26 protein-coding genes and 1 pseudogene are annotated in these 24,938 nt (G+C 71.1%); 2 read left to right on the top strand and 25 right to left on the bottom strand.

Annotation, left to right across the window (positions count from 1 at the left end; translation table 11 throughout):
- Nucleotides 1–99 precede the first annotated feature (99 nt).
- The 7 genes from OCT49_RS26515 to rpsB all read right to left on the bottom strand — a co-directional run bounded on the left by OCT49_RS26515 (nucleotide 100) and on the right by rpsB (nucleotide 7,240).
- Nucleotides 100–1,203, bottom strand: coding sequence for a thiamine ABC transporter substrate-binding protein (locus OCT49_RS26515; RefSeq protein ID WP_283854308.1), 1,104 nt, complete (start codon nucleotides 1,201–1,203; stop codon nucleotides 100–102).
- A 255-nt stretch (nucleotides 1,204–1,458) separates the two neighbouring features.
- The gene (gene rlmN, locus OCT49_RS26510; RefSeq protein ID WP_148839604.1) at nucleotides 1,459–2,565 is read right to left on the bottom strand and encodes a dual-specificity RNA methyltransferase RlmN; all 1,107 of its coding nucleotides are present in this window, start codon (nucleotides 2,563–2,565) and stop codon (nucleotides 1,459–1,461) included.
- A gap of 93 nt (nucleotides 2,566–2,658) precedes the next feature.
- Nucleotides 2,659–3,744: a phosphatidate cytidylyltransferase gene (locus OCT49_RS26505; RefSeq protein WP_283854307.1), complete on the bottom strand. Its 1,086-nt coding sequence runs from the start codon at nucleotides 3,742–3,744 to the stop codon at nucleotides 2,659–2,661.
- The gene (gene frr / locus OCT49_RS26500; RefSeq protein WP_283854306.1) at nucleotides 3,744–4,301 is read right to left on the bottom strand and encodes a ribosome recycling factor; all 558 of its coding nucleotides are present in this window, start codon (nucleotides 4,299–4,301) and stop codon (nucleotides 3,744–3,746) included. The genes OCT49_RS26505 and frr overlap by 1 nt, the downstream gene beginning before the upstream one ends.
- Nucleotides 4,302–4,477: 176 nt before the next feature.
- Complete coding sequence (gene pyrH / locus OCT49_RS26495; RefSeq protein ID WP_283854305.1) at nucleotides 4,478–5,254, bottom strand: UMP kinase; 777 nt, start codon at nucleotides 5,252–5,254, stop codon at nucleotides 4,478–4,480.
- Between the two features lie 159 nt (nucleotides 5,255–5,413).
- Nucleotides 5,414–6,250: a translation elongation factor Ts gene (gene tsf / locus OCT49_RS26490; RefSeq protein WP_283854304.1), complete on the bottom strand. Its 837-nt coding sequence runs from the start codon at nucleotides 6,248–6,250 to the stop codon at nucleotides 5,414–5,416.
- Between the two features lie 99 nt (nucleotides 6,251–6,349).
- On the bottom strand, nucleotides 6,350–7,240 hold the full coding sequence (gene rpsB, locus OCT49_RS26485; RefSeq protein ID WP_283854303.1) for a 30S ribosomal protein S2: 891 nt from the start codon (nucleotides 7,238–7,240) through the stop codon (nucleotides 6,350–6,352).
- Nucleotides 7,241–7,688: 448 nt separating this feature from the next.
- Between rpsB and OCT49_RS26480 the strand changes: the two are divergent.
- A pseudogene (locus OCT49_RS26480) lies at nucleotides 7,689–8,252 on the top strand (murein hydrolase activator EnvC family protein); the annotation flags it as partial.
- Nucleotides 8,253–8,329: 77 nt separating this feature from the next.
- On the opposite strand, the gene OCT49_RS26475 reads toward OCT49_RS26480, so the two are convergent.
- The 17 genes from OCT49_RS26475 to OCT49_RS26395 form a co-directional block, all read right to left on the bottom strand.
- Nucleotides 8,330–8,905, bottom strand: coding sequence for a TetR/AcrR family transcriptional regulator (locus OCT49_RS26475; protein ID WP_283855955.1), 576 nt, complete (start codon nucleotides 8,903–8,905; stop codon nucleotides 8,330–8,332).
- A gap of 117 nt (nucleotides 8,906–9,022) precedes the next feature.
- Nucleotides 9,023–9,859, bottom strand: a complete 837-nt coding sequence (whiG, locus tag OCT49_RS26470) for an RNA polymerase sigma factor WhiG (protein WP_283854302.1) — start codon at nucleotides 9,857–9,859, stop codon at nucleotides 9,023–9,025.
- Between the two features lie 242 nt (nucleotides 9,860–10,101).
- Nucleotides 10,102–11,256: a DNA-processing protein DprA gene (gene dprA / locus OCT49_RS26465; protein ID WP_502963423.1), complete on the bottom strand. Its 1,155-nt coding sequence runs from the start codon at nucleotides 11,254–11,256 to the stop codon at nucleotides 10,102–10,104.
- 98 nt (nucleotides 11,257–11,354) lie between these two features.
- Nucleotides 11,355–12,980 (bottom strand): YifB family Mg chelatase-like AAA ATPase, encoded by a 1,626-nt coding sequence (locus OCT49_RS26460; protein ID WP_283854300.1) that lies wholly within the window; start codon nucleotides 12,978–12,980, stop codon nucleotides 11,355–11,357.
- A complete protein-coding gene (locus tag OCT49_RS26455; RefSeq protein WP_283854299.1) occupies nucleotides 12,980–13,339 on the bottom strand; it encodes a YraN family protein in 360 nt (119 codons plus the stop codon). Before OCT49_RS26455 ends, OCT49_RS26460 begins: the two co-directional genes overlap by 1 nt.
- Before the next feature lie 104 nt (nucleotides 13,340–13,443).
- Nucleotides 13,444–13,752: a DUF2469 domain-containing protein gene (locus OCT49_RS26450; protein WP_003965949.1), complete on the bottom strand. Its 309-nt coding sequence runs from the start codon at nucleotides 13,750–13,752 to the stop codon at nucleotides 13,444–13,446.
- Between the two features lie 63 nt (nucleotides 13,753–13,815).
- The gene (locus OCT49_RS26445; protein WP_283854298.1) at nucleotides 13,816–14,304 is read right to left on the bottom strand and encodes an NUDIX hydrolase; all 489 of its coding nucleotides are present in this window, start codon (nucleotides 14,302–14,304) and stop codon (nucleotides 13,816–13,818) included.
- Nucleotides 14,294–15,034 (bottom strand): signal peptidase I, encoded by a 741-nt coding sequence (lepB, locus tag OCT49_RS26440; RefSeq protein WP_283854297.1) that lies wholly within the window; start codon nucleotides 15,032–15,034, stop codon nucleotides 14,294–14,296. The genes OCT49_RS26445 and lepB (OCT49_RS26440) overlap by 11 nt, the downstream gene beginning before the upstream one ends.
- Nucleotides 15,035–15,084: 50 nt before the next feature.
- The gene (gene lepB, locus OCT49_RS26435; protein WP_283855954.1) at nucleotides 15,085–15,978 is read right to left on the bottom strand and encodes a signal peptidase I; all 894 of its coding nucleotides are present in this window, start codon (nucleotides 15,976–15,978) and stop codon (nucleotides 15,085–15,087) included.
- On the bottom strand, nucleotides 15,878–16,960 hold the full coding sequence (gene lepB, locus OCT49_RS26430) for a signal peptidase I (RefSeq protein WP_283854296.1): 1,083 nt from the start codon (nucleotides 16,958–16,960) through the stop codon (nucleotides 15,878–15,880). The genes lepB (OCT49_RS26435) and lepB (OCT49_RS26430) overlap by 101 nt, the downstream gene beginning before the upstream one ends.
- On the bottom strand, nucleotides 16,953–17,723 hold the full coding sequence (gene lepB / locus OCT49_RS26425) for a signal peptidase I (RefSeq protein ID WP_283854295.1): 771 nt from the start codon (nucleotides 17,721–17,723) through the stop codon (nucleotides 16,953–16,955). Before lepB (OCT49_RS26425) ends, lepB (OCT49_RS26430) begins: the two co-directional genes overlap by 8 nt.
- Before the next feature lie 45 nt (nucleotides 17,724–17,768).
- Nucleotides 17,769–18,119, bottom strand: coding sequence for a 50S ribosomal protein L19 (rplS, locus tag OCT49_RS26420; RefSeq protein ID WP_148839582.1), 351 nt, complete (start codon nucleotides 18,117–18,119; stop codon nucleotides 17,769–17,771).
- A gap of 165 nt (nucleotides 18,120–18,284) precedes the next feature.
- Nucleotides 18,285–19,106, bottom strand: coding sequence for a tRNA (guanosine(37)-N1)-methyltransferase TrmD (gene trmD, locus OCT49_RS26415; protein ID WP_283854294.1), 822 nt, complete (start codon nucleotides 19,104–19,106; stop codon nucleotides 18,285–18,287).
- Nucleotides 19,106–19,690 (bottom strand): ribosome maturation factor RimM, encoded by a 585-nt coding sequence (rimM, locus tag OCT49_RS26410; protein ID WP_283854293.1) that lies wholly within the window; start codon nucleotides 19,688–19,690, stop codon nucleotides 19,106–19,108. The genes trmD and rimM overlap by 1 nt, the downstream gene beginning before the upstream one ends.
- Before the next feature lie 79 nt (nucleotides 19,691–19,769).
- Nucleotides 19,770–20,009 carry an RNA-binding protein gene (locus OCT49_RS26405; RefSeq protein WP_005311361.1) on the bottom strand — a complete coding sequence of 80 codons (240 nt, stop codon included), beginning with the start codon at nucleotides 20,007–20,009 and terminating at the stop codon, nucleotides 19,770–19,772.
- A gap of 2 nt (nucleotides 20,010–20,011) precedes the next feature.
- Nucleotides 20,012–20,452 (bottom strand): 30S ribosomal protein S16, encoded by a 441-nt coding sequence (gene rpsP / locus OCT49_RS26400; RefSeq protein ID WP_283854292.1) that lies wholly within the window; start codon nucleotides 20,450–20,452, stop codon nucleotides 20,012–20,014.
- Nucleotides 20,453–20,609: 157 nt separating this feature from the next.
- On the bottom strand, nucleotides 20,610–21,203 hold the full coding sequence (locus OCT49_RS26395; protein WP_030928573.1) for a hypothetical protein: 594 nt from the start codon (nucleotides 21,201–21,203) through the stop codon (nucleotides 20,610–20,612).
- Nucleotides 21,204–21,780: 577 nt separating this feature from the next.
- Between OCT49_RS26395 and OCT49_RS26390 the strand changes: the two genes are divergently transcribed.
- Nucleotides 21,781–22,641, top strand: coding sequence for a class I SAM-dependent methyltransferase (locus OCT49_RS26390; protein ID WP_283854291.1), 861 nt, complete (start codon nucleotides 21,781–21,783; stop codon nucleotides 22,639–22,641).
- A gap of 93 nt (nucleotides 22,642–22,734) precedes the next feature.
- On the opposite strand, the gene ftsH is transcribed toward OCT49_RS26390, so the two are convergent.
- On the bottom strand, nucleotides 22,735–24,645 hold the full coding sequence (gene ftsH / locus OCT49_RS26385; protein ID WP_283854290.1) for an ATP-dependent zinc metalloprotease FtsH: 1,911 nt from the start codon (nucleotides 24,643–24,645) through the stop codon (nucleotides 22,735–22,737).
- Between the last annotated feature and the right edge of the window lie 293 nt (nucleotides 24,646–24,938).

Genomic DNA, 24,938 nt, shown 5'->3' with positions numbered 1-24,938 from the left:
GCGGACGCCCGGGACCGGGCCCGTGCGCGTCGTCCCCGTGCGGGCCCTTCCCGTGACCGCCCGTCCCGGCCGCGTCCGTCGCGCGTTCGGGGGACTTCGTTACTTCACTACGAGCGAGGACCACGACTGGACCCACTGCTCACGGTTCTTGGCGATGCTGTCCGGGGCGACGGTCTCCGGCTTCTCCACGGTGGCGCCGAACTTCGTGAAGACCTCCGGCAGTTCGGCGTCCTCGACGACCGGGTTCACGAACATGTTGAGCGGCATGTCCTCCTGGAACTTCTTGCTGATCAGGAAGTCCAGCAGGGCCTTGCCGCCCGCCTCGTTCTTCGCGCCGTCCAGCAGACCGGCGAACTCGATCTGGCGGAAGCAGGTCCCGGTGGCGACCCCGGTCGGGGCCTCGGCCGGCGGCTGCTTCGCGTACAGCACCTCGACGGGCGGGCTGGAGGCGTACGAGACGACGAGCGGCCGGTCGGCCTTGGCCTTCTTGCCGCCCGCCGAGCCGGAGAACTCCTCGTTGTACGCCTCCTCCCAGCCGTCGACGACCTTGACGCCGTTCTTCTCCAGCTTCTTCCAGTAGTCCTGGTAGCCCTTCTCGCCGTAGGCGGCGACGGTGCCGAGGAGGAAGCCGAGGCCGGGCGAGGAGGTCGCGGCGTTCTCGGTGACGAGGAGGTCCTTGTACGCGGGCTTCGCCAGGTCGGCGAAGGTGCTCGGCGGCGCGAGCTTCTTGTCGGCGAAGTACTTCTTGTCGTAGTTGACGCAGATGTCGCCGGTGTCGACCGGGGTGACCCGGTGCTCGGCGTCGAGCCGGGTGGCCTCGGCGACCCGGTCCAGGCCCTTGGCCTCGTACGGGGTGAAGAGCCCGCTGTCGAGGGCGCGGGAGAGCAGCGTGTTGTCGACGCCGAAGAACACGTCGCCGCGCGGGGAGCCCTTGGTGAGGATCTCCTGGTTGAGCGCGACACCCGCGTCGCCGCTCTTCAGCACCTTGACGGTGTAGCCGGTCTCCTTCGTGAACTCCTTCAGCACCGCCTCGGAGGCGTTGAAGGAGTCGTGGCTGACGAGGGTCACGGTCTTGGAACCGGAGCCCTTGGAGCCGTCGGACGCCTGGTCGTCGGAGCTCCCGCATCCGGCGAGCGCGGTGACGCCCAGCGCGGCGGCGGCCGCCGCCGCCGCGAGCCGACCGGTTCTGTGGGTGGTGCTCATTGTGGATTCCTCCTGGGTTTTGACCAGGAAGAGACGCGGCCCCGCCCGCAGAAAGCGGGCAGGGCGCAACAGCATGAGTTGATGACCGAACTTCCTACCCGGAATGACCCGGGCGAGGTTCAGAGGGTCTGCGGCCGACCTGTCCTCGGTGCCGCACTCTCAGCGCTGTGGCGCTCCCCTGTCGGAATGTGAAGTTGATTTCGGGCCCAGGTTACACGTGCCTCGAACAGGCCCCTCCGGCAGTCCGGAAGACGCTCAGCGCTCAGCCGCCGCCAGCTGTCCGCAGGCCCCGTCGATCTCCTGGCCGCGGGTGTCCCGCACGGTCACCGGAACGCCGTGGGCGGCGATCGCCTCGACGAACGCCTTCTCGTCCTCGGGGCGGGAAGCGGTCCACTTGGAACCGGGCGTGGGATTCAGCGGGATCAGGTTGACGTGCACCCGCTTGCCCTTGAGGAGCCTGCCGAGCAGGTCGCCGCGCCACGCCTGGTCGTTGATGTCGCGGATCAGGGCGTACTCGATGGAGATGCGGCGGCCGGACTTCTCCGCGTACTCCCACGCCGCGTCCAGCACCTCGCGCACCTTCCAGCGCGTGTTCACCGGGACGAGGGTGTCGCGCAGCTCGTCGTCCGGTGCGTGCAGCGAGACGGCGAGGCGGCACTTGAAGCCCTCGTCGGCGAAGCGGAGCATGGCGGGCACCAGGCCCACGGTGGAGACGGTGATCCCGCGCTGCGAGAGCCCCAGCCCGTCCGGCTCCGGGTCGGTGAGCCGGCGGATCGCGCCGACCACCCGGTTGTAGTTGGCGAGCGGCTCGCCCATGCCCATGAAGACGATGTTGGAGAGCCGGGCCGGCCCGCCGGGGACCTCGCCGTCGCGCAGCGCCCGCATGCCGTCCACGATCTGGTGGACGATCTCGGCGGTGGACAGGTTGCGGTCGAGCCCGGCCTGTCCCGTCGCGCAGAACGGGCAGTTCATCCCGCATCCCGCCTGGGACGAGATGCACATCGTCACCCGCTCCGGGTAGCGCATCAGGACGGACTCGACGAGCGTCCCGTCGTGGAGCTTCCACAGCGTCTTGCGGGTGGTGTCGTCGTCGCAGCTGATGTGGCGGACCACGGACATCAGGTCGGGGAACATCGCCTCGGCGAGCTTGTCCCGCGATCCGGCCGGGATGTTGGTCCACTCGGCCGGGTCGTGCGCGTACCGCGCGAAGTAGTGCTGCGAGAGCTGCTGGGCGCGGAACGGCTTCTCGCCGATCGCGGCGACGGCCTCCCTGCGCTCGGCGGGCGTGAGGTCGGCGAGGTGTCGCGGCGGCTTCTTGGCTCCGCGGGGCGCGACGAAAGTGAGTTCTCCGGGCTTAGGCATGGTTCCTCCAGTGTCGCAGACGCGACGGCAAGGGCCCGCCGTCCTGTGGACGACGGGCCCTGACCCGTGGGAATCCCCGGTCGGAGGCCGGTTTCAGCCGGAGCCGACGAACACCACCAGCAGCAGCCAGACCACGGGGGCGGTCGGCAGCAGCGAGTCCAGCCGGTCCATGATCCCGCCGTGCCCCGGCAGCAGCGTGCCCATGTCCTTGATGCCGAGGTCCCGCTTGATCATCGACTCCCCGAGGTCGCCGAGGGTGGCGCTGACCGCGACCGCGAGTCCGAGCAGCAGCCCCTGCCACCAGGAACCGCCGTCGATCAGGAACTGCATGCACAGCGCACCGGCGACCATCGCGAAGGCGATGGCCCCGAACAGTCCCTCGCGGGTCTTCCCGGGGCTGATGCGCGGTGCGAGCTTGTGCTTCCCGAAGCGCCAGCCGACGGCGTACGCGCCCGTGTCGCTGACCACGGTCAGCAGCAGGAAGGTGAGCACCCGCTGCGGCCCGTCGTCGGCGGTCAGGAGCATGGCGACGAAGGTGGCGAGGAACGGCACGTAGAACGTGGCGAACACCCCGGCCGTGACGTCCTTGAGGTAGCCCTCCGGCGGTGCGGTCATCCGCCAGACGAGGACGGCGAGCGCGGTCAGCGCCGTCGCCACCCAGGCGCCCTCGGCGCCCCGTACGTAACCGGCCACCACCATCGCCGCGCCACCGACGGCCAGCGGGACGAGCGGCACCTTGAGGCCCTTGCGCTCCTCCAGCCGGGAGGTGAGCTCCCACAGGCCGACGACGACGGCGACGACGACCACGCCGACGAAGACGTCCTTCACGATGAACAGCGAAGAGACGATGACGGCGCCGAGCCCCACACCGACCCCTATGGCGGCTCGCAGGTCACGACCCGCACGTTTCTTCTGCGGGGGCGGCGCGGCGGTGGACATGGGCTCCTGCGGCTTCTCGTCACGGAACAGGGGGCCGCCGCTCGGGCGTCCGGCCCCCTGGTCCCGGTCATCACGGTCGTCAGCGTCTCTACCAGCGTCGGGAACGTCCGGCGCGATGGGCATGGGCCGAGTCTGCTGGGCGCCGTGCACATCGTATGCAGGACCCGCCGGGACGGCCTGCAACTCGGGCACGCCCCAGCCGCCGGCTCCCGGCGGGGCGCCCCGGGAGGAGTCGTTCATCAGACTTCGAGCAGCTCGGCTTCCTTGTGCTTGAGCAGCTCGTCGACCTGCGCGACGTACTTCGCGGTGGTGTCGTCGAGCTCCTTCTCGGCGCGGCGCACCTCGTCCTCGCCCGACTCCTTGTCCTTGACCAGCTTGTCGAGGATTTCCTTGGCCTTGCGCCGCACGGCGCGGATGGAGATCTTGGCGTCCTCGGCCTTCGACTTGGCGACCTTGATGTAGTCGCGGCGCCGCTCCTCGGTCAGCTCCGGGAAGGTGACCCGGATGATGTTGCCGTCGTTGCTCGGGTTGACCCCGAGGTCCGAGTCGCGGATGGCCTGCTCGATGTTGCGCAGCGCGCTCTTGTCGAACGGCGTCACGACGGCCATGCGGGGCTCGGGCACCGAGAACGAGGCGAGCTGGTTGATCGGGGTCAGCGCGCCGTAGTAGTCGGCGACGATCTTGTTGAACATCGCCGGGTGCGCACGGCCGGTCCGGATCGCGGCGAAGTCCTCTTTCGCGACGACGACGGCCTTCTCCATCTTCTCCTCGGCCTCGAGGAGGGTTTCTTCGATCACCACGTGCTCCTGCGTGTCTTGAGCGGGCCCGGCGTGCTCGGGCCCTGCGGGTCCTGCGTCGCGTCCTCACCTGCACGGTGTCCGACCGGCAGGCCGTTGTCCATCCTTCGGGGCCTGTCCCGGGACGTCGCCCGGGCCCCGGCCCTTCCCGTCGTGCCCGGGAAGGCCCCCGGTTCTCAGACCCGGGTGCTCCGGTCACTCACGAGCGTGCCGATCTTCTCACCCTTGACCGCGCGGGCGATATTGCCCATGGCGGTCAGTTCGAAGACGAGGATCGGGAGGTCGTTGTCACGGCAGAGCGTGATGGCGGTGGCGTCGGCGACCTTGAGGTCGCGGGCGAGTACCTCGCCGTACTCGAGCGCGTCGAACTTCACCGCGTCGGGGTTGGTCTTCGGGTCGGAGTCGTAGACCCCGTCCACCCCGTTCTTGCCCATCAGAAGGGCCTCTGCGTCGATCTCCAGGGCGCGCTGGGCGGCAGTGGTGTCGGTGGAGAAGTACGGCATCCCCATACCGGCGCCGAAGATGACGACGCGGCCCTTCTCCAGGTGGCGCACGGCGCGCAGCGGGATGTACGGCTCCGCGACCTGCCCCATGGTGATGGCGGTCTGGACGCGCGAGTCGATGCCCTCCTTCTCCAGGAAGTCCTGGAGCGCCAGGCAGTTCATGACCGTGCCGAGCATGCCCATGTAGTCGGACCGGGCCCGGTCCATGCCGCGTTGCTGGAGCTCGGCGCCGCGGAAGAAGTTGCCGCCACCGATGACGACGGCGATTTCCGCACCGTCACGGACCACGGCCGCGATTTCCCGGGCGATGGCGTGTACGACGTCGGGGTCGACGCCGAGACCCCCGCCACCGGCGAACGCCTCTCCGGACAGCTTCAGCATGAAGCGTCCGGCCGCCTTGCCGTCGTCGCGCTTGTGGTCACCTTGTGCGGCGTCCGCGCCCTTGTTCATGGAGATTCTCCTCGTGCACATACGAAGAAGGCCATTGCCGGTGGGTCTGGTGTCCCTCAGCGGCAATGGCCTCCTCGTCAGATCTGCGGTCGTACGGCGTGAGTGCGGCCGACGACTGCACTAGACCCTATAGGGGTCCACCGTTGTTCGCGGACGGGCTCAGATGCCGACCTTGATGCGCGTGAAGCGCTTCAGGGTGACACCGGCCTCGTCCAGGACCTTCTGAACGGACTTCTTGTTGTCCAGCGCGTACGGCTGGCCGAGGAGGGTGGCCTCCTTGAAGAAGCCGTTGACGCGACCCTCGACGATCTTCGGGAGGGCGGCCTCGGGCTTGCCCTCGGCGCGGGTGGTCTCCTCGGCGACGCGGCGCTCGGCCTCGACGACCTCGGCCGGGACGTCCTCGCGGGACAGGTACTTCGGGGCGAACGCGGCGATGTGCTGCGCGATGCCCTTGGCCAGCTCGGCGTCGGCCTTGTCCAGCTCGACCAGGACACCGATCTGCGGGGGCAGGTCGGGCATGGTGCGGTGCATGTACGCGGAGACGTACGCGCCGGTGAACTGCGCGAAGCGGTCCAGGACGATCTTCTCGCCGAGGTTGGCGTTGGCCTCGTCGACGTACGCCTGGACGGTCTTGCCGGCCTCGATCTCGGAGGCGAGCAGCGCCTCCAGGTCGGCCGGGGAGGTGGCGGCGACGTGCGCGGCGAGGGTGTTCGCGACGCTCTGGAACTTCTCGCCCTTGGCGACGAAGTCCGTCTCGCACTTCAGCTCCAGCAGAACGCCGGACGTCTGGTCCTCGGAGATGAGGGAGACGACGGCGCCGTTCTCGGCAGAGCGGCCCTCGCGCTTGGCGACGCCCTTCTGGCCCTTGATACGGAGCGCCTCGACGGCCTTGTCGACGTTGCCGTCGGCCTCGTCGAGCGCCTTCTTGCAGTCCATCATGCCGGCGCCGGTCAGCTCGCGGAGCTTCTTGACGTCAGCGGCGGTGTAGTTCGCCATGAGTCTGTGTTTCTCTCTCGAAGTCTGAAAGATCTACGGGTGGACGGCGGGGGCGGTGCTCGTGGCACCCACCCCCGCCGTCGTCAGCCATGACGGATGTCAGGCCTGCTCGGCGTCCGCGGCCGGGGCCTCGGCAGCGGCCTCGGCCGGCTTCTCGGCGTCGGCGGCCTTCTCGGTCTCGGCGGAGGGCTGCGCCTCGGCGTCGGCCTTCTTGTCGCCCTCGAGCAGGTCGCGCTCCCACTCGGCGAGCGGCTCGCCGGCGGCCTTCTCGCCCGGCTTCGAGTCACCGGTGGCGGCACCGGAACGGGCGATGAGACCCTCGGCGACGGCGTCGGCGATCACGCGGGTGAGCAGGGTGACGGAGCGGATCGCGTCGTCGTTGCCCGGAATCTTGTAGTCGACCTCGTCGGGGTCGCAGTTGGTGTCGAGGATCGCGACGACCGGGATGTGGAGCTTGCGCGCCTCACCGACGGCGATGTGCTCCTTCTTGGTGTCGACGATCCAGACGGCGCTGGGCACCTTCTGCATCTCGCGGATACCACCGAGGGTCTTCTCCAGCTTGGCCTTCTCGCGGGAGAGGACCAGGAGCTCCTTCTTGGTGAGGCCGGAGGCGGCCACGTCCTCGAAGTCGATGAGCTCGAGCTCCTTCAGACGCTGAAGGCGCTTGTAGACGGTGGAGAAGTTGGTGAGCATGCCACCGAGCCAACGCTGGTTGACGTACGGCATGCCGACGCGCGTCGCCTGCTCGGCGATGGCCTCCTGGGCCTGCTTCTTCGTACCCACGAACATGATGGAGCCGCCGTGGGCGACGGTCTCCTTGACGAACTCGTAGGCGCGGTCGATGTACGACAGCGACTGGAGCAGGTCGATGATGTAGATGCCGTTGCGCTCGGTGAAGATGAAGCGCTTCATCTTCGGGTTCCAGCGACGGGTCTGGTGACCGAAGTGGACGCCGCTTTCCAGCAGCTCCCGCATCGTGACGACGGCCATGGCCGTACTCCTTGAGGTACTCGGTTTGTCGCGACCGCAGGATTGCTGTCGCGCCTGACGCCCCACGCGCCGTGCCACGAGGGACCGAGGAGCGCGGCCACCGTCCGCTGAGAGGGAGGTGGCGGGGCGTGCGAAGTCGACCCGGTGACCCGGATCGCCATAGGAAGTGTACGGGACGGCCCGGGTGCCGGGTGACGGCGTTGTCCACAACCGGTCGGTAGTCCACAGATCCGGTTCATGATCCCTGCGGGTCGGGGCGTTGCGGGACGGTTCCGTCATGCGATGCACACCTGATCCGACCGCCTCCCGTCCCCCGCGCGCACCCCGCGGGGCCTTCCCGGATGGGGGGCGCGCGTCCGTTCCCGATGCGGCCCGCCCGCCGCGCGTGGCGTTCGCGGCCCGCGCCCGGGGCGTGTTCGTGGTGGGGCTGGTGGCGCTGCTCGTGGTGCTGTGCGGCCCGCCGGCCGGGGCGGCCGAAGCCCCCACACCATCGACGGCACCGGCCCGGCCGTCACCCGCTCCCCCGGTTCCTTTGCCGACTCCGGCCCCGGGACCGGGCGGCGAACGGGGGTGGCCGCTCGCGGGGCGGCCCGCGGTCGTACGGGGGTGGGAGCCGCCGGCCGGTCCCTACGGGCGGGGGCACCGCGGGGTCGACCTCGCGGCGGAACCGGGGGCGGCGGTGCTCGCCGCGGCCCCGGGCCGGGTGTCGTTCGCCGGGCGGGTGGCAGGGCGCGGGGTGGTCGCGATCGAGGTGGCGGGGAGCGGTGATCCGCCGCTGCGCACCACGTACGAGCCGGTGCGCGCCGTGGTCGCGGAGGGCGAGGAGGTGACGGCGGGGCAGGTGGTCGCCACCCTGGAGGCGGGGCCCTTCCACTGCGCATCGGGGTGTCTGCACTGGGGGCTGCGGCGCGGGGACGCGTACCTGGATCCGCTGTCGTTGCTGCCGCCGTCACTGCTGCGGCGGGGGCCGTCCAGGCTGCTGCCGGTCCTCGGGGTGCCGGAGCCGCCGGCCCCGGCCGGAGGGACCGGGGACGGGCTCGCCGCCCCCGGCGTTCTGCTCGCCGCCGCGATGGGGCGGCGGCTTCGGGGTCAGCCCCGTACGCCCTGCACGCCCTGCACGCCCCGGAGGATCATGGCCACGGCGGTGTCCGCGATCACCTCCGGCTCCTCGGCCACGCCCAGTTCGATGCGTCGCACCGCGGCGTCCACCGAACCCTGGAGCAGCATCGCCGCCAGTCGCGGCTGTTCGTGGCCCAGATCGCCGAGCGCCTCGACGATCATGGCGATCAGCCCGCCGTGCGCGGCCCTGATCTTCTCGCGCGCCCCGGCGTCCAGCTCGCTCGCCGAAATGGCGACGACCGCCCGGTGGCGACGGTCCCCGACGAGGTCGAGCTGTCGGCGTACGTAGGCCTCGATCCTGCCCTCGGGCGTGGTGGCCTGCTCCATCGCGCTCTCGACCTCGGCCGCCCAGACGGGGAAGTCGACGGCGCAGAGCTCCTCGACGACGGCCGCGCGGGAGCGGAAGTACTCGTAGACAGAGGACCGGGCGAGGCCCGTGCGTTCGGCGAGGGCGGGGAAGGTCAATGCCTCCGTACCTCCCTCGGACAGCAGGGAGCGGGCGGCGTCCAGGAGGGCGCCGCGCTGCATGGTCCGGTGCTCGGCCACCGAGGCCGCTCGAATCCTGGGCACGCGTCCACTCTACGGCGACCTGTGTTCGAGAGGGTGCGTACGGTCCCGATCGGTGGCCGAAGCAGTCACGGCCGGCCGTCGGCCGCGAGGGGCTCAGCGTCCGGCGTCGGCCAGCTTCGCGCGCAGTTGCAGCACGGATTTGGTGTGGATCTGGCTGACCCGGCTCTCGGTGACCCCGAGCACGTTGCCGATCTCGGCGAGGGTGAGGCCCTCGTAGTAGTAAAGCGTGACGACTGTCTTCTCCCGCTCCGGGAGCGTGTTGATGGCCCGGGCGAGCAGTCGTCTGAGCTCGCGGTCCTCGGCAACCTCCACCGGGTCGTCGGCGGCGGTGTCCTCCAGCGTGTCCATCAGGCTCAGCCGGTCGCCGCCCTCGCCGCCGACGTGCAGCAACTCCTCCAGGGCGACCACGTTGGCCAATGACAACTGGCTGAAAACCGCGTGCAGTTCCTCGAGCGCGATACCCATCTCCGAGGCGACCTCCGCCTCGGAGGGAGTGCGTCTCAACTGCGCTTCCAGCGTGGCGTAGGCGCGTTCCACGGCCCGCGCCTTCTGGCGCACCGAGCGCGGGATCCAGTCCAGCGCCCGGAGTTCGTCGATCATCGCGCCGCGGATGCGGGTGATCGCGTACGTCTCGAACTTGATCGCGCGCTCGATGTCGAACTTCTCGATCGCGTCGATCAGTCCGAAGACCCCCGAGGAGACGAAGTCCGCCTGCTCGACGTTGGAAGGCAGGCCCACGCTCACCCGGCCCGCGACGTACTTCACCAGCGGCGAGTAGTGCAGGATCAGCTGCTCCCGCAGGCGCTCGTCACCCGTGGACTTGTACGAACGCCACAACTCGTCGAGCGAGGAGGGGGCGGGAGGGCGCACAGTGCCACGCGCAGCCGGTGGTACTGCCGCACGGTCAGACCCGGAGGTGTGCTGGGGCATGTGGTGCCTTGAGCCGTTCTGCTGTGAAGCGCTGGGGGACGTGTGTCTGAGTCGGAATCCTTGTGAGCGTAGCGTGACCGCGAGGTCGCGGTCCGCGCAGGATAGGGGATCGGAGGCCCGCGAATCCGGCCGGTCCGACAGGACTGCGGTCCGGGGCCGTCGCCGCGTGCGTCGGCCCCGGAGGCGTCCCTGAAGGATCCGCCGGAGTCATCGGCATCACCTTTTCACCCGAATGCTCCAGGTCAAGTACCGCCTCGCCGTGCGTCGCCGTCGCGGGTCGGCCACGGCGTCAACTGCCATCCGTCGCCATGTCGTTCGACGAACCCCAGTGAGTGCAGTTCGTACAGTCTGCCGAGTGCTTCGTCGGTGCTGGTTCCGGCCACCCGGGCCACGTCGCGCCCGCTGGTGGCGCCCCGGAACGGCAGTGCGTCGAGGACCCTGGCGGAGACCTCGTCCAGCCGGTCCCTGGGATGCACGGGACCGTGCCGGACGGGGGCGAGTTCGCCGATGTCACCCACCAGTTCGGCGACTTCCGAGGCGTCGGTCACCAGGACGCCCTCCCCGCGCAGGAGTTCATGGACCCCGGCGGACAACGCACTGGTGGCCGGGCCGGGCACACCCATCGTGAAACGGCCGAGACGCTGCGCGTTGCGCGCGGTGACCAGTGAGCCACTGCGGTATTCGGCCTCGACCACGACCGTCCCCCGCGTCAACGCGGCGATGACCCGGTTCCGCTGGATGAACCTGCTGCGGGTGGGATGATCGGACGGCGGCAATTCGCCGATGACGAGACCCTGTTGCGCCATCCGCCCGATCAGTTCGGCGTGTCCCCGGGGGTAGGCGACGTCCACTCCGCAGGCGAGGACCGCCATCGTCGCCCCGCCGACGGACAGCGCCCCGCGATGCGCCGCGCCGTCCACCCCGAAGGCCGCGCCCGACACGACCACCCACCCCAGCTCCGCGAGCCCCGCGCCGAGGCTCGCGGCCATGTGCGATCCGTACGGCGTGCAGGCCCGGGCACCGACCACGGCGACCGAGCGCAGCGCCCAGAGCCGCAGGTCGCGGGGCCCCCGCACCCACAGACCGGTCGGCCGCGTGTCCCCGAGGTCGTCGAGCTGGGTGGGCCATTCCCGGTCGCCGGGGCAGACGAACCGTCCCCCCGCGCCGGCCACCGCCGAGAGGTCCCGCTCCGGTTCCACTCCCTCGGCCCGCAGCCGGTATCCGGCCAGCCGTTTCGGGGTCATCCCGCTCAATCGCTCTGCGGTGCCGTCCCCGGCGGTGATCCGCCGGAGCAGTTCGACGGCACCGCACTCGCGCAGCCACCGGCCGCCCCGCTCGTCTCCCGGCTCCAGAATTCGGGTCAGGGCGGCCCGCGCCAGCCGCTCCGAATCGCTCACCCCCGCGCCCGCCCCCGGCCCTGGCCCTGGCGCCACCTCTGTCTCCGTGAAGAGCTCCGCCTCCGTGACCGGCCCCGGCCCGTCGGCCGTCCGCGGGCTCATGACGCCCCGGCCCGGGCCAGGGAACCCCGCGGCACCCCGGTGCGCAGCTCCAGGGCCACCGCGACGTCGGACGCGTCCGGCCGGTCGGCGCCCCGCAGGTCGGCGACCGTCCACGCCACCCTGAGCACCCGGTCCAGCCCCCGGGCGGTGAGCATGCCCCGCTCCATGTCCCGCTCGGCCTCCAGGAGCGCGCCGGGTGCCGCGGCCAGCCTGGTCCGCAGCTCGTGGCCGGGCACCTCGCTGTTGGTGGACCATCCCGTGCCCGCCAGCCGCTCCGCCGCGCGTGCCCTGGCCTCCTGGACCCGGACGGCGACGGAGGCCGACGACTCGCCCCTGTCGCCCCCCGCCAGCAGGTCCTCGCGCTTGACCGGATCGACGACCACCTTCAGGTCCACCCGGTCCAGCAGGGGTCCGGAGAGTCTCGCCTGGTACCGCCTGACCGACGACGGCGGGCACTCGCAACCGGCACCGCCGACCCCGTGCCGGCCGCACGGGCAGGGGTTGGCGGCCAGCACCATCAGGAACTTCGCGGGCAGCCGCACCACCCCGGCGCTGCGCGCCACCACCACGTGCCCCGACTCCAGCGGCTGGCGCAACGCGTCCAGTGCCCGCACGGAAAACTCCGGCGCCTCGTCCAGGAAGAGGATTCCCCGGTGGGCCAACGAGACCGCGCCGGGCCGCGGCATCCCGTTGCCGCCGCCGACGAGGGACTGCATCGTCGCCGAGTGGTGCGGTGCGCAGTACGGCGGGCGGGAGACCAGCGGCTCCCCCGGCGGCAGGATGCCCGCCACCGAGTGCACCGCGGTCACCTCCAGGGACTCCTTCCTGGTCAGCGTGGGCAGGATCGCCGGAAGCCGCTCGGCCAGCATGGTCTTGCCCGCGCCGGGCGGCCCCGAGAGCAGCAGATGGTGCCCGCCCGCCGCGGCCACCTCCAGGGCCTTGCGGGGCCTCTCCTGTCCCGCCACGTCCGCCAGGTCCGGCGCGTGTCCCTCGCCCGCTCCGGCCCTCCGGGCGAGCCCGGTGCCGATGCCCGCGCCCGGCACCATCAGCCCGGCCAGCATGGTGTCGGGGCGTCCCTCCTCGTGCCCCTCCCGCTCGTCGGGCACCGGCTCGTCGCAGAGCACGGCGATCAGCTGCCGCAGACTCCGCACCCCGAGGACGGCGACGCCGGGAACCAGCGCCGCCTCCCCCGCGGTCTGCTCGGGCACGACCACCTGGCGGTATCCGGCCTCCGCCGCGGCCAGCACGGAGGGCAGCACGCCCCGCACCGGCCGCACCCGGCCGTCCAGTCCCAGCTCTCCGATCATCACCACATCGGCGATGGACGCCGGGTCGATCCGCTCCGCCGCCCCCAGCACCGCACAGGCCACGGCGATGTCGAACCCCGAACCGCCCTTGGGCACGGAGGCCGGCGACAGGCCCACCGTGAGTTTCTTCTGCGGCCACTCGGCCCCGGAGTTCACGACCGCGGCCCTGACCCGGTCCCGGCTCTCCACCAGGCTCTTGTCCGGCAACCCCACCAGGGTGAACGCCGCCACCCCCGCCTCCAGGTCCGCCTGGACCTCCACCACCACGCCCTCGACGCCGACCAGCGCCACCGAACAGGCCCGTGCGAACCCCATCAGGCCACCCCCCGCGCGTGCTCGGCCACGGGGGCTCCGCGCCTGGGCAGCACCACTCCGACCAGGTCGATCCGGACCCCGCCGGGCGGCGGGCCGCCGTGCCGGTCGAGCCAGATTCCGGCCAGCCTCCGCAGCCGCCCCGCCTTGACCGGGGTCACGGCCGCCATCGGGTGTTCGAAGGCCCCGGCCCTGCGGGTCTTCACCTCGCAGACCACGAGGACGTCGCCGTCCATCGCGACGATGTCGATCTCACCGGCGCGACAACGCCAGTTCCGTTCCAGTACGGACATGCCGGCCCCGGCCAGCAGCCGTGCCGCCAGATCCTCGCCGTACCGCCCGAGTGCCCCCCGTGCGTTCATTCGGCACCACCTCCGGGACCGACTCTGACGCCTTCGGTCCCGGCTTGTGGATCTTGGTGGACAACCCCGGAGTTGTGGATATCCCGGCCACCCGGGAGGGGGAATCAGCCCCCCGGAAGTTCGAGGTCGCTCTTGTTGAGCTCCTCGATGTTGACATCCTTGAACGTCAGCACCCGTACCTGCTTGACGAAGCGGGCGGGCCGGTACATGTCCCAGACCCAGGCGTCCGCCATCGACACTTCGAAGAACACCTCGCCCTGAACCGAGTGCACCTGCATCTCGTAGTCATTGGTGAGGTAGAAGCGCCGTTCGGTCTCGATCACGTATTTGAACAGACCGACGACGTCTCGGTACTCCCGGTAGAGCTTCAGCTCCATCTCGGTCTCGTACTTCTCGAGGTCCTCGGCGCTCATTGGCATGTTCCCCTTCAGCCGTGCGTGCCCCCATTGTGCGCCAGGGACCGGCCCCCCGGGTGCTCAGGCGATTTCGGGGTCCAGAACCAGCGGCGCACTCGGGGGCCCCTCGTCGAGCAGCGTGCGCAGCAACTCGGCGAGCCTGGTCGGGTACACCGTCTCACGCGCCACCGACAGTTCGTCGGAGGTCCACCACCTCAGCCCCACGACGCTGCGCCGTTCCAGTCCGGTCTGGCCGCTGGTGTCCGTGGCGGTCTGCTTCGTACGGGCCAGGAAGTACCACTCGTCCTGCTCCCAGCGTCGGCCGTCGAACGGGAACGAGCACATCCGTCGCCAGAGCAGCGGGCCCAGTTCCACGTCGGTGATCCCGGTCTCCTCCACGAGTTCGCGCAACGCGGCGGCCTCCCGCGTCTCGTCGCCCTCCAGACCGCCGCCGGGGGTGAACCACCAGGTGTTCTGCGGATCGTCCGGTTCGAAGCCGTGCATCAGCAGGATCCGGTCGTCGGGGTCCAGGAGCACCACCCGGGCGGCCTTCCGTCTCTCAATGCGCACCGGCGGCCGTCCTCTCGCGTTCCCTGCGCGCCGCACGCGCCGCGACCGGGCCGTACGCCGCACCTCCCAGGATGAGCACCACGCCCACCCCGACGGCGGTGAGCTGGAGCTTCAGCGGGCCGGGCGAGGACACCCCGCCGGGGAAGGCGGCGAATGCCCGCGGGCGCTCGATCATGCCGTCCATCGGCCAGGCGATGGCGTCCACCCTGGCCTGCACCGAGCCGCGCGGGACGGAGCCGTGCCCGGGGTCGGTCAGATGGACCCTGGAGTCCAGCGAGGACCTGCGCTCGTCCCCCAGCAGGAAGAGCTGTCCCTGGGGCACCTCCGCCGTGAAGTTCTCGCCCGAGGCCGGGTCCTTCGCCCGCAGATACGATTCCTCAACGGGCTTGCCGTTGATCGTGAGCCGGCCGTCCCTGCCGCAGCAGGCGATCCTGTCGCCGCCGATCCCCACCACCCGCTTCACCATGGGCATGTTGCCCCAGGCCGGGTCGGTGAAGATCACCACGTCGCCGCGGCGCACCTCGCCGCCGTCGATCCGCTGCGCGAGCACCCGGTCGCCGGCCTGCACCGTCGGGCTCATCGAGTCGGTCGGCACCGTGTACGGCTTGTACACCACCGCCGCCCACGCGAACCCGCCGAGAAAGAGCACACAGCCGACGGCCACGGCCAGCCCGGACAACATGCTGCCGAGCCGGCCGCGGCCGTCTCCCGTACGTCCTGTTCCACTCATCCCAGCGCCCCCGCATCGGAGATCGACAATCGCTGATCCGAGTCGGCACCCTACCCGGCGGTACGCCCGCTGGTCAGCCTCCTGCGACGCCACAGCACGAGCGGCACCGCCCCGGCCAGGCCCAGTGCACCCGGGGCCAGGCCCATCGCCGCGTTGATCCCCGGCTGCTCGAAGGTCTCCGGGATCGGCAGGGTCGCCCAGCGGTTGACCGGCCACGCCACGACGACGGCCCGGCCGACCACCTCGTCGTTGGAGACCGTGCCGTTGCCCGGCAGCTCCTGGTGGTAGCGGGAGTCGAGGGAGTTCTGCCGGTGGTCACCCATCACCCAGATCCGGCCCTCGGGCACCTTGATCGGCCCGAACGGCTCGTCGTTGCAGGAGCTGTTCCCCTCGAAGATGTACGACTGGTCGTCCAGGGCCTTGCCGTTGACCGTGACCGGGCCGTCCTTCTTGCACTCCACGACGTCGCCGCCGACCCCGATGACCCGCTTGATCAGGTCCTTCTCCTCGGCGGACGGCATCAGCCCGATGAAGCTCAGGAACTTCTGCACGGCGTTCGGCTCGGGGGTCTCGGTGTTCTCCAGCCAGCCCCCCGGGTCGTGGAAGACCACGACCTCGCCGCGCTCGGGCTCCGCGCCGAACCACGGGGTCAGCTTGTCGACCAGCACCCGGTCGCCCCGCTGGAGCGTGTTCTGCATCGAGTCCGAGGGAATCGAGAACGCCTGCACCAGGAACGTCTTGATCAGCAGCGCGAGAACCAGCGCGATGCCGATGAGCAGGGGCAGCTCCTTCCAGAAGGAGCGCGGCTTCTTCTGGGCCCTGCCGCCGTCCGGAGCGTCCGCGTCACTCTGCGCGCGGTCCGCCGCTCCGGCGGACTCGACATTGTCCGTATTGCCCGACCGGTCCTCGGGTTCGTCGTGTCCGGATCGTGCGCCGACCGCCAAATCCCCCACATCCACTCCTTACTCCGTGCCACCGCCCGCGACCCAGCCGGTGCAGGCCCACCACTCCCATAACGAGCGGGAGTTCCGCAGGGGTCGGGAGAGGGATCATTCCATTGAGATTCCGGGACGACACACTATGCGACGGGCCCGACGCGGCGGCCGTCCCGGCGCGCGCGTCCGGGATCGAGCCGAATGCGTCCGGTCTCTCCAGTCTCCGCCAGTGGGAGAAGGGCCAGGCGATCACCACGGCCCGCCCCACGACCTCGTCCTCGGAGACCGTGCCGTGTCCGGGCTCGTCCAGGTGGTAGCGCGAATCGGCCGAATCGGACCGGTGGTCGCCCATCACGAAGATCCGGCCGGGCGGAACCTTTACTTCGAATTTGATGAGGGAGGGCTGGTTGCCGGGATGCAGATAGGGCTCGTCCAACGGTACGCCGTTGACACTGATCCGGCCGTCCTCGCCGCAGCACTTCACCGTGTCGCCGCCCACCGCGATCACCCGTTTGATCAGGTCCTGCTCGTCGTCGGAGGGCAGCAGGCCGACAAAGGTCAGTGCCTGTTTCACCTGTTTGACGACGACGGGCGGGTCTCCCTTGTCGGCGTTCTCCTGCAGCAGCCAGTCGCCCGGGTCCTTGAAGACCACGACGTCGCCGCGCTGGGGCCGGGAGCCGAACCAGGGCGTCAGTTTGTCCACCAGCACCCGGTCGCCGATCCGGATGGTCTGCTCCATCGATCCCGAAGGGATCACGAACGCCTGCACCAGGAAGGTCTTGAGCACCAGCGCGATCAGCAGCGCCACGGTGACGAGCAGCGGTATCTCGCGCAGGGCCGACCTGCGCCGCCGTCGCTTGACCCGGCGGGCCAGCTTGCGCCGCTCCGCCCTGGTGGGCAGGGAGCGCGCGGTCCTCGGCCCGTCGCCGTCCGCCGGCGGTGTTCCGGCGTCGGGTTCGGGGCCGCCCCGGTCGCGGCCGCGGTTACCCATGGCCCCTGCCCGGCGCGCGTACGGCGCCGAAGGCGGCACTGTCCGGCAGCGAACCCAGCCGGCTCGGCGGCCAGCCGATCCAGTCCACCCGGCCGATCACCATGTCCACGGGGACCATGCCACCGCCCGGCTCCCCCAGATGGTCGCGCGAGTCGCGGGAATTGCTCCGGTGGTCGCCCATCATCCACAGCGTGCCGTCGGGGACGACGATGTCGAAGGGGGCCCGGGAGGGGATGTCCCCCGGGTACAGGTAGTCCTCGGCGACCGCCCGGCCGTTCACCTCGAGCCTGCCCCGGCTGTCGCAGCACACCACCCGGTCGCCGCCCACCCCCACCACCCGCTTCACGTAGTCGGTCTCGGCTGACTGCACCAGCCCCAGGGACGAGGCCACCGAGTGCGCCACGCCGGCGACGGGATTCTCCTGCGGGGCCTCCTGCACGAAGGACCCCGTGCCGTCGAAGACCACCACGTCACCGCGGTGCGGCACCGCGCCGAAACGGTACGCCAGTTTGTTCACCAGCACCCGGTCCCCGATCCGCAGCGTGGGCTCCATCGAGCCGCTCGGGATCAGGAAGGGCTGCACCACGAAGTGGCTGAGAAGCAGCACAAACCCCGTGCAGAGGGCCCCGAGCACGGCGGTCCGCCGCCATGTCATCCAGCCACCCGGCCCGCCCGGAACACGCAAGGAGCGCGACCGCTCCTCCGTACCCGGGTCGGGTTCGCAGGCGGGGTCGCGCTCCGAGGGCTTTGTTTCCGTGTCCATCGAGGCCAGAGCCTATCCGGCGGACCTGTGGACCAGGGAGTCAGCTCAGTTGTCGCGCTTCTCCTTGATCTTCGCGGCCTTGCCGCGCAGCTCACGGAGGTAGTACAGCTTGGCGCGGCGGACGTCACCGCGGGTGACGAGCTCGATCTTCTCGAAGATCGGGCTGTGCACCGGGAAGGTGCGCTCGACGCCGACGCTGAAGGAGACCTTGCGGACCGTGAAGGTCTCGCTGACGCCCGCGCCCTGGCGGCGGATGACGACGCCCTTGAACTGCTGGATACGGGAGCGGTTGCCCTCGATCACTCGGACGTGGACGTTGACGGTGTCACCGGGGCGGAACGCCGGGATGTCGGTGCGCAGCGACGCGGCGTTGACGTCATCGAGCAGGGAAGCCATGTTGTCCGCTTTCTTCGCCGATGCCACAGGTCATCGACGGGAGATCGTGATGAATGGAGGTGCTGACCGCGTCGGGCGGGCGTCGGGCCGTCCCCCGCGGGCGGGGAACCGGATCAGCCGCTTTCCCCCTGTGGCAGGGGCGCGCGCCGGACGGACAGCAGCGGCCTATTCTTCCACGGCTCCGGGCCTGCGCCAAAATCGGCCGTCGGGTTCCGGTGCCCAGCCGAGGATGGAGAGCATCTCGCGGTCCTTCTTGTCGAACCCCGCGGCGTCGCAGCGCTCGATCAGGTCGGGCCGGTTGAGGGCGGTGCGGCGGAACGCCTCGTCCCGCCGCCAGCGGGCGATCTTCCCGTGGTGGCCGCTGAGCAGCACCTCGGGGATCTCCCTGCCGCGCCACACCGGCGGCTTGGTGTACACGGGGCCCTCCAGCAGATTGGCCATCGCGCCGGGGGCGAAGGAGTCGTCCCGGTGCGATTCCGCGTTGCCGAGCACGCCGGGCAGCAGCCGGGCCACCGCCTCCGTGATCACCAGGACCGCGGCTTCCCCGCCGGCCAGCACGTAGTCGCCGATGGAGACCTCGACGACCGGCATCCGGGTCGCGTACTCGTCCATCACCCGCCGGTCGATGCCCTCGTAGCGGGCCGGCGTGAAGATCAGCCACGGCTGTTCGGAGAGTTCGACGGCGAGTTCCTGGGTGAACGGGCGGCCGCTGGGCGTGGGCACCACCAGCACCGGGGAGTGCGCCCCGGTCTCGTACCCGCCCCCCAGGACGTCGTCCAGCGCCTCGCCCCACGGCTCGGTCTTCATGACCATGCCCGGACCGCCGCCGTACGGGGTGTCGTCGACCGTGTGGTGCCGGTCGTGGGTCCAGTGGCGCAGGTCGTGCACGTGGACGTCGAGCCGGCCGCGCGCGCGGGCCTTGCCGACGAGCGAGACGTTCAGCGGTTCCAGGTACTCCGGGAAGATCGTGACGACGTCGAGGCGCATCAGGCGTCCTTCCCCGGGCCGGGCTCTCCGTCGCCCGCTTCGTCCTCGCCGCGCGAGGAGGCGATCACGGCCTGGCTCTCGTCGATCAGCCCCGGCGGCGGGACGATCACCGCGCGCTGCTCCTCCAGGTCGATCTCGGTGACGATCTCCTCGACGAACGGGATCATCACCTCGCTGCCGTCCGGCCGCTCGACGATGAAGAGGTCCTGGGACGGCAGATGCGTGATCTCGGAGATCCGGCCGACGAGGGTGCCGTCGGCCAGGACCACGTCGAGGTCCATGAGCTGGTGGTCGTAGAACTCCTCGGGGTCCTCGGGGAGTTCGTCCGGGTCGACCTCGGCGATCAGCAGCGTGTTGCGCAGGGCCTCGGCAGCCGTACGGTCGCGCACGCCCTCGAAGCGCAGCAGCAGCCGTCCGCTGTGCACCCGCCCGGTCTCGATCGTCAGCGGTCCGGCCCCGGCCGGTTCGGTGGCGAGCACGGCTCCGGGCGCGAGCCGCAGTTCCGGCTCGTCCGTACGGACCTCGACGGTGACCTCGCCCTTGATGCCGTGGGCACGGCCGATCCGCGCGACTACCAACTGCACCTTGTGTCTCTCCTGTCATACGACGACGGGCCGGGGCGGGCCGATGGCCCTCCCCGGCCCGTGCCGGTGTTCAACTCTGTCAGCGAACCTGGTCCACATCGACGAGGTCGACGCGGATGCCGCGGCCGCCGATGGCGCCCACGACGGTACGCAGCGCACGCGCGGTGCGGCCGTTGCGACCGATCACCTTACCGAGGTCGTCGGGGTGGACCCGGACCTCCAGCACGCGGCCGCGGCGCAGGTTGCGCGAGGCGACCTGCACATCGTCGGGGTTGTCGACGATGCCCTTCACGAGGTGCTCGAGAGCCTCCTCGAGCATGCTCAGGCCTCGGTCGACTCGGCGGAAGCAGCCGCGTCAGCAGCCTCGTCCGCCTTCTTGTCGGACTTCTTCGCCTTCTGCGTGATGGCCTCGCCCTTGGACTCTTCGCCGTCCTTGGTCAGGGCCTCGAACAGGGCGCGCTTGTCCGCCTTGGGCTCCGGCTGCAGCAGCGGCGCGGGGGCCGGAAGACCCTTGTGGGCCTGCCAGTCACCGGTGAGCTTCAGGATCGCGAGAACCGGCTCGGTCGGCTGGGCGCCGACGGACAGCCAGTACTGCGCACGCTCCGAGTTGACCTCGATGCGCGAGGGGTTCTGCACCGGGTGGTACAGGCCGATCTCCTCGATGGCCCGGCCGTCACGGCGGGTACGGGAGTCGGCGACGACGATGCGGTAGTGAGGCGAACGGATCTTGCCCAGACGCTTCAGCTTGATCTTGACTGCCACGGGAGTGGTGTCTCCTGGTCTATGACGTGGTTGGGCACAACGAAGATGCCACGTGGGGTTGCGGTACTCGGGTGCCCGATGGACGCGTCAGCCGGAGGAGAGAGGGGTCCTGTGCGACTGTCGAGTACAGCTAGCCATTGTGCCACACCACATCGGGTCACCCCACCGCGACCGCCGCTTCCGGGATGCGGAACGGCTTTCCGCATCCTCCGCAGACGATCGGCGCCTGTGCCAGGACCGACGGGACGACGCGCACGTTGCGTCCGCAGTCGCAGACGGCCTTGACGCGGACGCCGCCGCCGGAGGAGCCGTGCCGGGCGGCCGGCCCCCGGAAGGAGCGCTTGGTGTCGGCGGCGGTGGCGACCGTGTGCGCCTTGAGGGCGCGCTGCAGCCGCTCGATCGTCGGCCGGTACCGGCGCTTGGCCTCGGGGTTGAGCGTGACCAGTGAGAAACCGCTGCTGGGATGCGGCTCCTCGGCGTGGTCCAGGCCCAACTCCTCGGCGATCGCGAGGAATCTGCGGTTGTGGTAGCGGCCGGCGCGGGAGGTGTCGCGTACACCTCGGGCGGCGGCGATGCCGTGGACTGCTTCGTGGAGCAGTCGTTCGAAGGAGAGCTCGGCGCCGCAGGCGGACGAGGACTCTCCGATCAGGGACTCGGGCGCGGCCAGATCCGGCAGCTCGGGGTGGTACCGCTGAATGTCGGCCCACGCCTGCGCCAGCTCTGCGGCAAGTACAGGTGGTGTCGTGCTCACGTCGTGACAACGAGCACGAGTGCCCCGGTGTTCCGATTCCGGGCCATCCCAAATAATTTGCACGTACCAGTCAGTTGCCGTTCATGCGTCCCGACGAGGGCGGGTGCGCCGATCTGCGGAGAAGCCGCACAGCTCGCACCAAGGTGGTACGTAGTGACGCGTACGTCCGGACGCGTGGGCGACCGCCGCGCACCGGGGCACCGCACGCTCCCCGGGACGGGTGGGGCGTCGGTGGACACGGGCCGCCGGAGCGACCCTACCGGGCGCATGGTCCGAATCGGGCACCGCCCCCCGCCCCGGCGCACGGCGCTCGACGTGCCCGCCCGGACGTGTCGGGTGAGACTGGGGCGAGGAGCGGGGGACGGGCGTCCGGCGCCCGCCCGTTCGACACGGGCTCCCCTCCGGTCCCCGGGGCGCACCACCGCGGCAGGCGGTTCCCGCCCGCGGCTCCCCGGGCACGACGGCCGCCGCACCGCACTCCCGCACCCGGGGAAGCGGGCACACCCGTGCACGGCGGCATCCACTCGGGGACGACCGATCGGACACGACCGACTTCTCGGCGGATTGGGGCGCTTCCATGACACCTACGCTCGTCCGGCACCACGGCCACCCGCGGACGCTCACCCGGACGGCCCCCGAAAGCCGGGCCCGGGACTGGGCCGAGATCCAGGAGCGGATGCTGGCACCGCTGTACGAAGCGGTGTACGAGCGGCTGGAGGTGGGGCCCGGTACCCGGCTGCTCTCCCTGGACTGCGGCTCCGGTCTCGCGCCGCTGATGGCCGCCGGCCGGGGCGCGCGGGTCACCGGGGTGGACACCGATTCCGAACGGCTGGCGCTCGCCCGGGCCCGGCTGCCGCGCGGGGCCGGTGACGGCTCCGGTTCCCCGGCCGGGGGGCCGCGGTTCCTGGAGGGCGGTCCGGCCGCGGCCCCGCCGCCCGACGGGGCGACGTACAACCTGCTCACCGCCTTCACCCCGATCGGCTGCTCGTTCGACGACGGCGAGGGGCTGGTGGCCGCGCTGCGGTCCGCGGTGCCGCTGGCCGGGCGGGGCGCCGTCGTGGTGCTGACCGGGTGGGGGCCTCCGGAGCGGTGCGCGGCGGCCCCCGTGCTGCGGGTGGCCGCGCGGCTGGCGGACGGGGGCCGGGCATCCCGGGCGGGCGGCTGGCGGACGGCGGGGCGGGACGACCTGGAGGACGTGGCGTTCCGGGCCGGTCTGCATCCCGACGGCTCGGGCCGGGTGGCGTGCCCGTTCGGGTACGCGGACCTGGACAGCGCGGTGCGGGGGCTGCTATCCACCCGGCTCTTCGACGCGGCGGCACGGGTGACGGACCGGTCCCGGGTGGAGCGGGAGGTGGCGAAGGCCCTCCGTCCGCACCGGAGGCGGGACGGGACGGTCTGGCTGCCGAACGTCTTCCGCTACCTCGTGTGCACCATCTGAGCGCGCCGCCCCGTGCGCACCACGTCATGCAAGCCGCCCCGTGCGCACCACGTGATGCAAGCCGCCCCGTGCGCATCGCCGGGGCGGGGGCCGCTACTTGGCGAGGCGGGGGATGCCCGCCGCCCGGTACGCCTCGGCCTCCTCCAGCGTCTCCTTCTCCAGCAGCGCCGCGGCCAGCGCGTCCAGCCGTTCCCGGTTCTCGCGCAGGAGCCGGCAGGCCGCCTCGTAGCACTCGTCGACGATGCGCCGCATCTCGTCGTCCACCGCGTCGAGCGTGGCGGGGGCCGCCGACAGCCCGTACGCCTGCTGGGCGTCGCCGGGGATCGCCGTCAGCCTGCCCACCCTGGGGCTCATGCCCCAGCGGCCGACCATGCCCCGGGCCAGGTTGGTGACCTGTTCCAGGTCGCTCTCCGCACCGGTGGTGATCACTCCGAAGACCACCTGCTCGGCCGCCATGCCGCCGAGCGCCCCGATGACGCGGCCGCGCAGATACTCCTCGGTGTACGCGTACTTGTCGGCGTCCGGCGTCGAGAGGGTGACCCCCAGGGCCCGGCCGCGCGGCACGATGGTGACCTTGCGGACCGGGTCGGCACCCGGCTGGAGCATGCCGAGCAGCGCGTGCCCGCTCTCGTGGTACGCGGTCCTGCGGCGTTCCTCGTCGGACATGACCAGTGAGCGTTCCGCCCCCAGCTGGACCTTCTCCAGGGCGTTGGAGAAGTCGGACCCGCCGACCTCGTTCTGCCGGCGCTTGACCGCGAGCAGCGCGGCCTCGTTGGCCAGGTTGGCGAGGTCGGCGCCGGTCATGCCGGGGGTGGTGGCGGCGACCTGGGCGAGGTCCACGTCGGCGGCCAGCGGGATCTGCCGGGTGTGGATCTCCAGGATCGCCTCCCGGCCGTTCCGGTCCGGCGGGCTGACCTGGACGATCCGGTCGAAGCGGCCGGGCCGGGTGAGGGCGGGGTCGAGGACGTCGGCGCGGTTGGTGGCGGCGAGCACGACGACGCCCTCCGAACCGGAGAAGCCGTCCATCTCGGTGAGGATCTGGTTGAGCGTCTGCTCGCGCTCGTCGTGGCCGCCCATGCCGGAGCCGCCGCCGCGGGCCCGGCCGATGGTGTCGATCTCGTCGATGAAGACGATGGCGGGGGCGACCTTGCGGGCCTCCGCGAAGAGTTCCCGCACCCGGCTCGCGCCGACGCCGACGATCATCTCGATGAACTCGGAGGCCGACGCGGAGAAGAACGGCACCCCGGCCTCCCCGGCGACGGCCCGCGCCAGCAGCGTCTTGCCGGTGCCGGGCGGCCCCGCGAGCAGCACGCCGCCGGGCATCCGGGCGCCCATCCTCCGGTACGCCTGCGGGTTCTTCAGGAAGTCCACGACGTCGTTGAGTTCGCCCTCGACCTCGTCGATCCCGGCCACGTCCTCGAAGGTGGTGCGCCTGGCGCCCTCCAGTTCGACGGGCTTGGGCGGGGTCTTGCGTCCGAGGCCGCCCATCCCGCCCATGCCCCGGGCCATCCGCCGGGCGATGAACACCCAGAGCAGGACGAGCAGCAGCATGGGCGCGAGCGAGATCAGCAGGTTGGCGAGGAAGCTACGCTGCTGGACGACCGGTTCGGCGGTGACGGTGACGTCGTCCTTGACCAGTTCGGCCCAGAGGTCGTCGTCGGCGAAGGCCGGCCGCTGGGTGACGAACTTGGTGTACTTCTCGTCGGTCCCCGGGGCCTTCGTCTCCTTCTTGAGCTGCCCCTGGATGGCGTCGCCCTTGGAGTAGATCTTGGCGACGTTGCCTGCGGTGACCTGCTTGCTGAACTCCGTGTACGCGATCGTCCGCTGCTCCTCCCCGTTGAAGAAGGACAGCACCAGATTGGTGATCAGGTAGACGGCGAGCGCGGTCAGCAGCAGTCCGCCCCAGCCTCCCGGCATCTTCCGGCCGGGCTGCGGGGGCGGCGGCGCGCCCTCGGATCGCCAGGGCTGGTCGGTTCGGTCGCGGGGAGGTACGGAATTGGTCACGCGCGCTCCTCTGCCGACAGCCGTTGGAAGCGACGTTAAGGGAGGAGTGCGGGCAAAGCCCTTCCAGGGGCCGCGCGCTGGGCCCTTGGAGGGATGGGCGTCGTCCGGCCGGGGAGCCGGGCCACGCCCGAGGGGGCGCCCGCCGGGAAGCGGGCGCCCCCTCGGGGACGTCATCGGGCCGGTGCGGCCGATGGGACGGGCGAAGCCGGTGGGGCCGACGGGACCGATGAGGCCGGTGCGGCCCGTAGGACCCGTGCAGCCCAGGTGACTGATGGGCCCGGTGCGGCCCGCGG

Origin of the sequence: Streptomyces sp. ML-6, from assembly GCF_030116705.1 — a bacterium.
GTDB lineage: Bacteria > Actinomycetota > Actinomycetes > Streptomycetales > Streptomycetaceae > Streptomyces.
Note: the sequence above shows the minus strand (reverse complement) of the source record. Positions and strands in the feature narration are given on the sequence as shown.

What these genes read in the sequence shown, in the direction of transcription:
- OCT49_RS26505 (WP_283854307.1), bottom strand. Translation starts at nt 3,744, where the DNA reads ATGAACGACTCCTCCCGGGGCGCCCCGCCGGGAGCCGGCGGCTGGGGC.
- OCT49_RS26450 (WP_003965949.1), bottom strand. Translation starts at nt 13,752, where the DNA reads ATGAGCGCCGAGGACCTCGAGAAGTACGAGACCGAGATGGAGCTGAAG.
- lepB (WP_283854297.1), bottom strand. Translation starts at nt 15,034, where the DNA reads ATGAGTGGAACAGGACGTACGGGAGACGGCCGCGGCCGGCTCGGCAGC.
- rplS (WP_148839582.1), bottom strand. Translation starts at nt 18,119, where the DNA reads ATGGCTTCCCTGCTCGATGACGTCAACGCCGCGTCGCTGCGCACCGAC.
- rlmN (WP_148839604.1), bottom strand. Translation starts at nt 2,565, where the DNA reads ATGCCTAAGCCCGGAGAACTCACTTTCGTCGCGCCCCGCGGAGCCAAG.
- pyrH (WP_283854305.1), bottom strand. Translation starts at nt 5,254, where the DNA reads ATGAACAAGGGCGCGGACGCCGCACAAGGTGACCACAAGCGCGACGAC.
- whiG (WP_283854302.1), bottom strand. Translation starts at nt 9,859, where the DNA reads ATGCCCCAGCACACCTCCGGGTCTGACCGTGCGGCAGTACCACCGGCT.
- OCT49_RS26390 (WP_283854291.1), top strand. Translation starts at nt 21,781, where the DNA reads ATGACACCTACGCTCGTCCGGCACCACGGCCACCCGCGGACGCTCACC.
- OCT49_RS26460 (WP_283854300.1), bottom strand. Translation starts at nt 12,980, where the DNA reads ATGGGGTTCGCACGGGCCTGTTCGGTGGCGCTGGTCGGCGTCGAGGGC.
- lepB (WP_283854296.1), bottom strand. Translation starts at nt 16,960, where the DNA reads ATGGGTAACCGCGGCCGCGACCGGGGCGGCCCCGAACCCGACGCCGGA.
- OCT49_RS26455 (WP_283854299.1), bottom strand. Translation starts at nt 13,339, where the DNA reads ATGAACGCACGGGGGGCACTCGGGCGGTACGGCGAGGATCTGGCGGCA.
- rpsB (WP_283854303.1), bottom strand. Translation starts at nt 7,240, where the DNA reads ATGGCCGTCGTCACGATGCGGGAGCTGCTGGAAAGCGGCGTCCACTTC.
- trmD (WP_283854294.1), bottom strand. Translation starts at nt 19,106, where the DNA reads ATGCGCCTCGACGTCGTCACGATCTTCCCGGAGTACCTGGAACCGCTG.
- OCT49_RS26405 (WP_005311361.1), bottom strand. Translation starts at nt 20,009, where the DNA reads ATGCTCGAGGAGGCTCTCGAGCACCTCGTGAAGGGCATCGTCGACAAC.
- tsf (WP_283854304.1), bottom strand. Translation starts at nt 6,250, where the DNA reads ATGGCGAACTACACCGCCGCTGACGTCAAGAAGCTCCGCGAGCTGACC.
- lepB (WP_283854295.1), bottom strand. Translation starts at nt 17,723, where the DNA reads ATGGACACGGAAACAAAGCCCTCGGAGCGCGACCCCGCCTGCGAACCC.
- OCT49_RS26515 (WP_283854308.1), bottom strand. Translation starts at nt 1,203, where the DNA reads ATGAGCACCACCCACAGAACCGGTCGGCTCGCGGCGGCGGCGGCCGCC.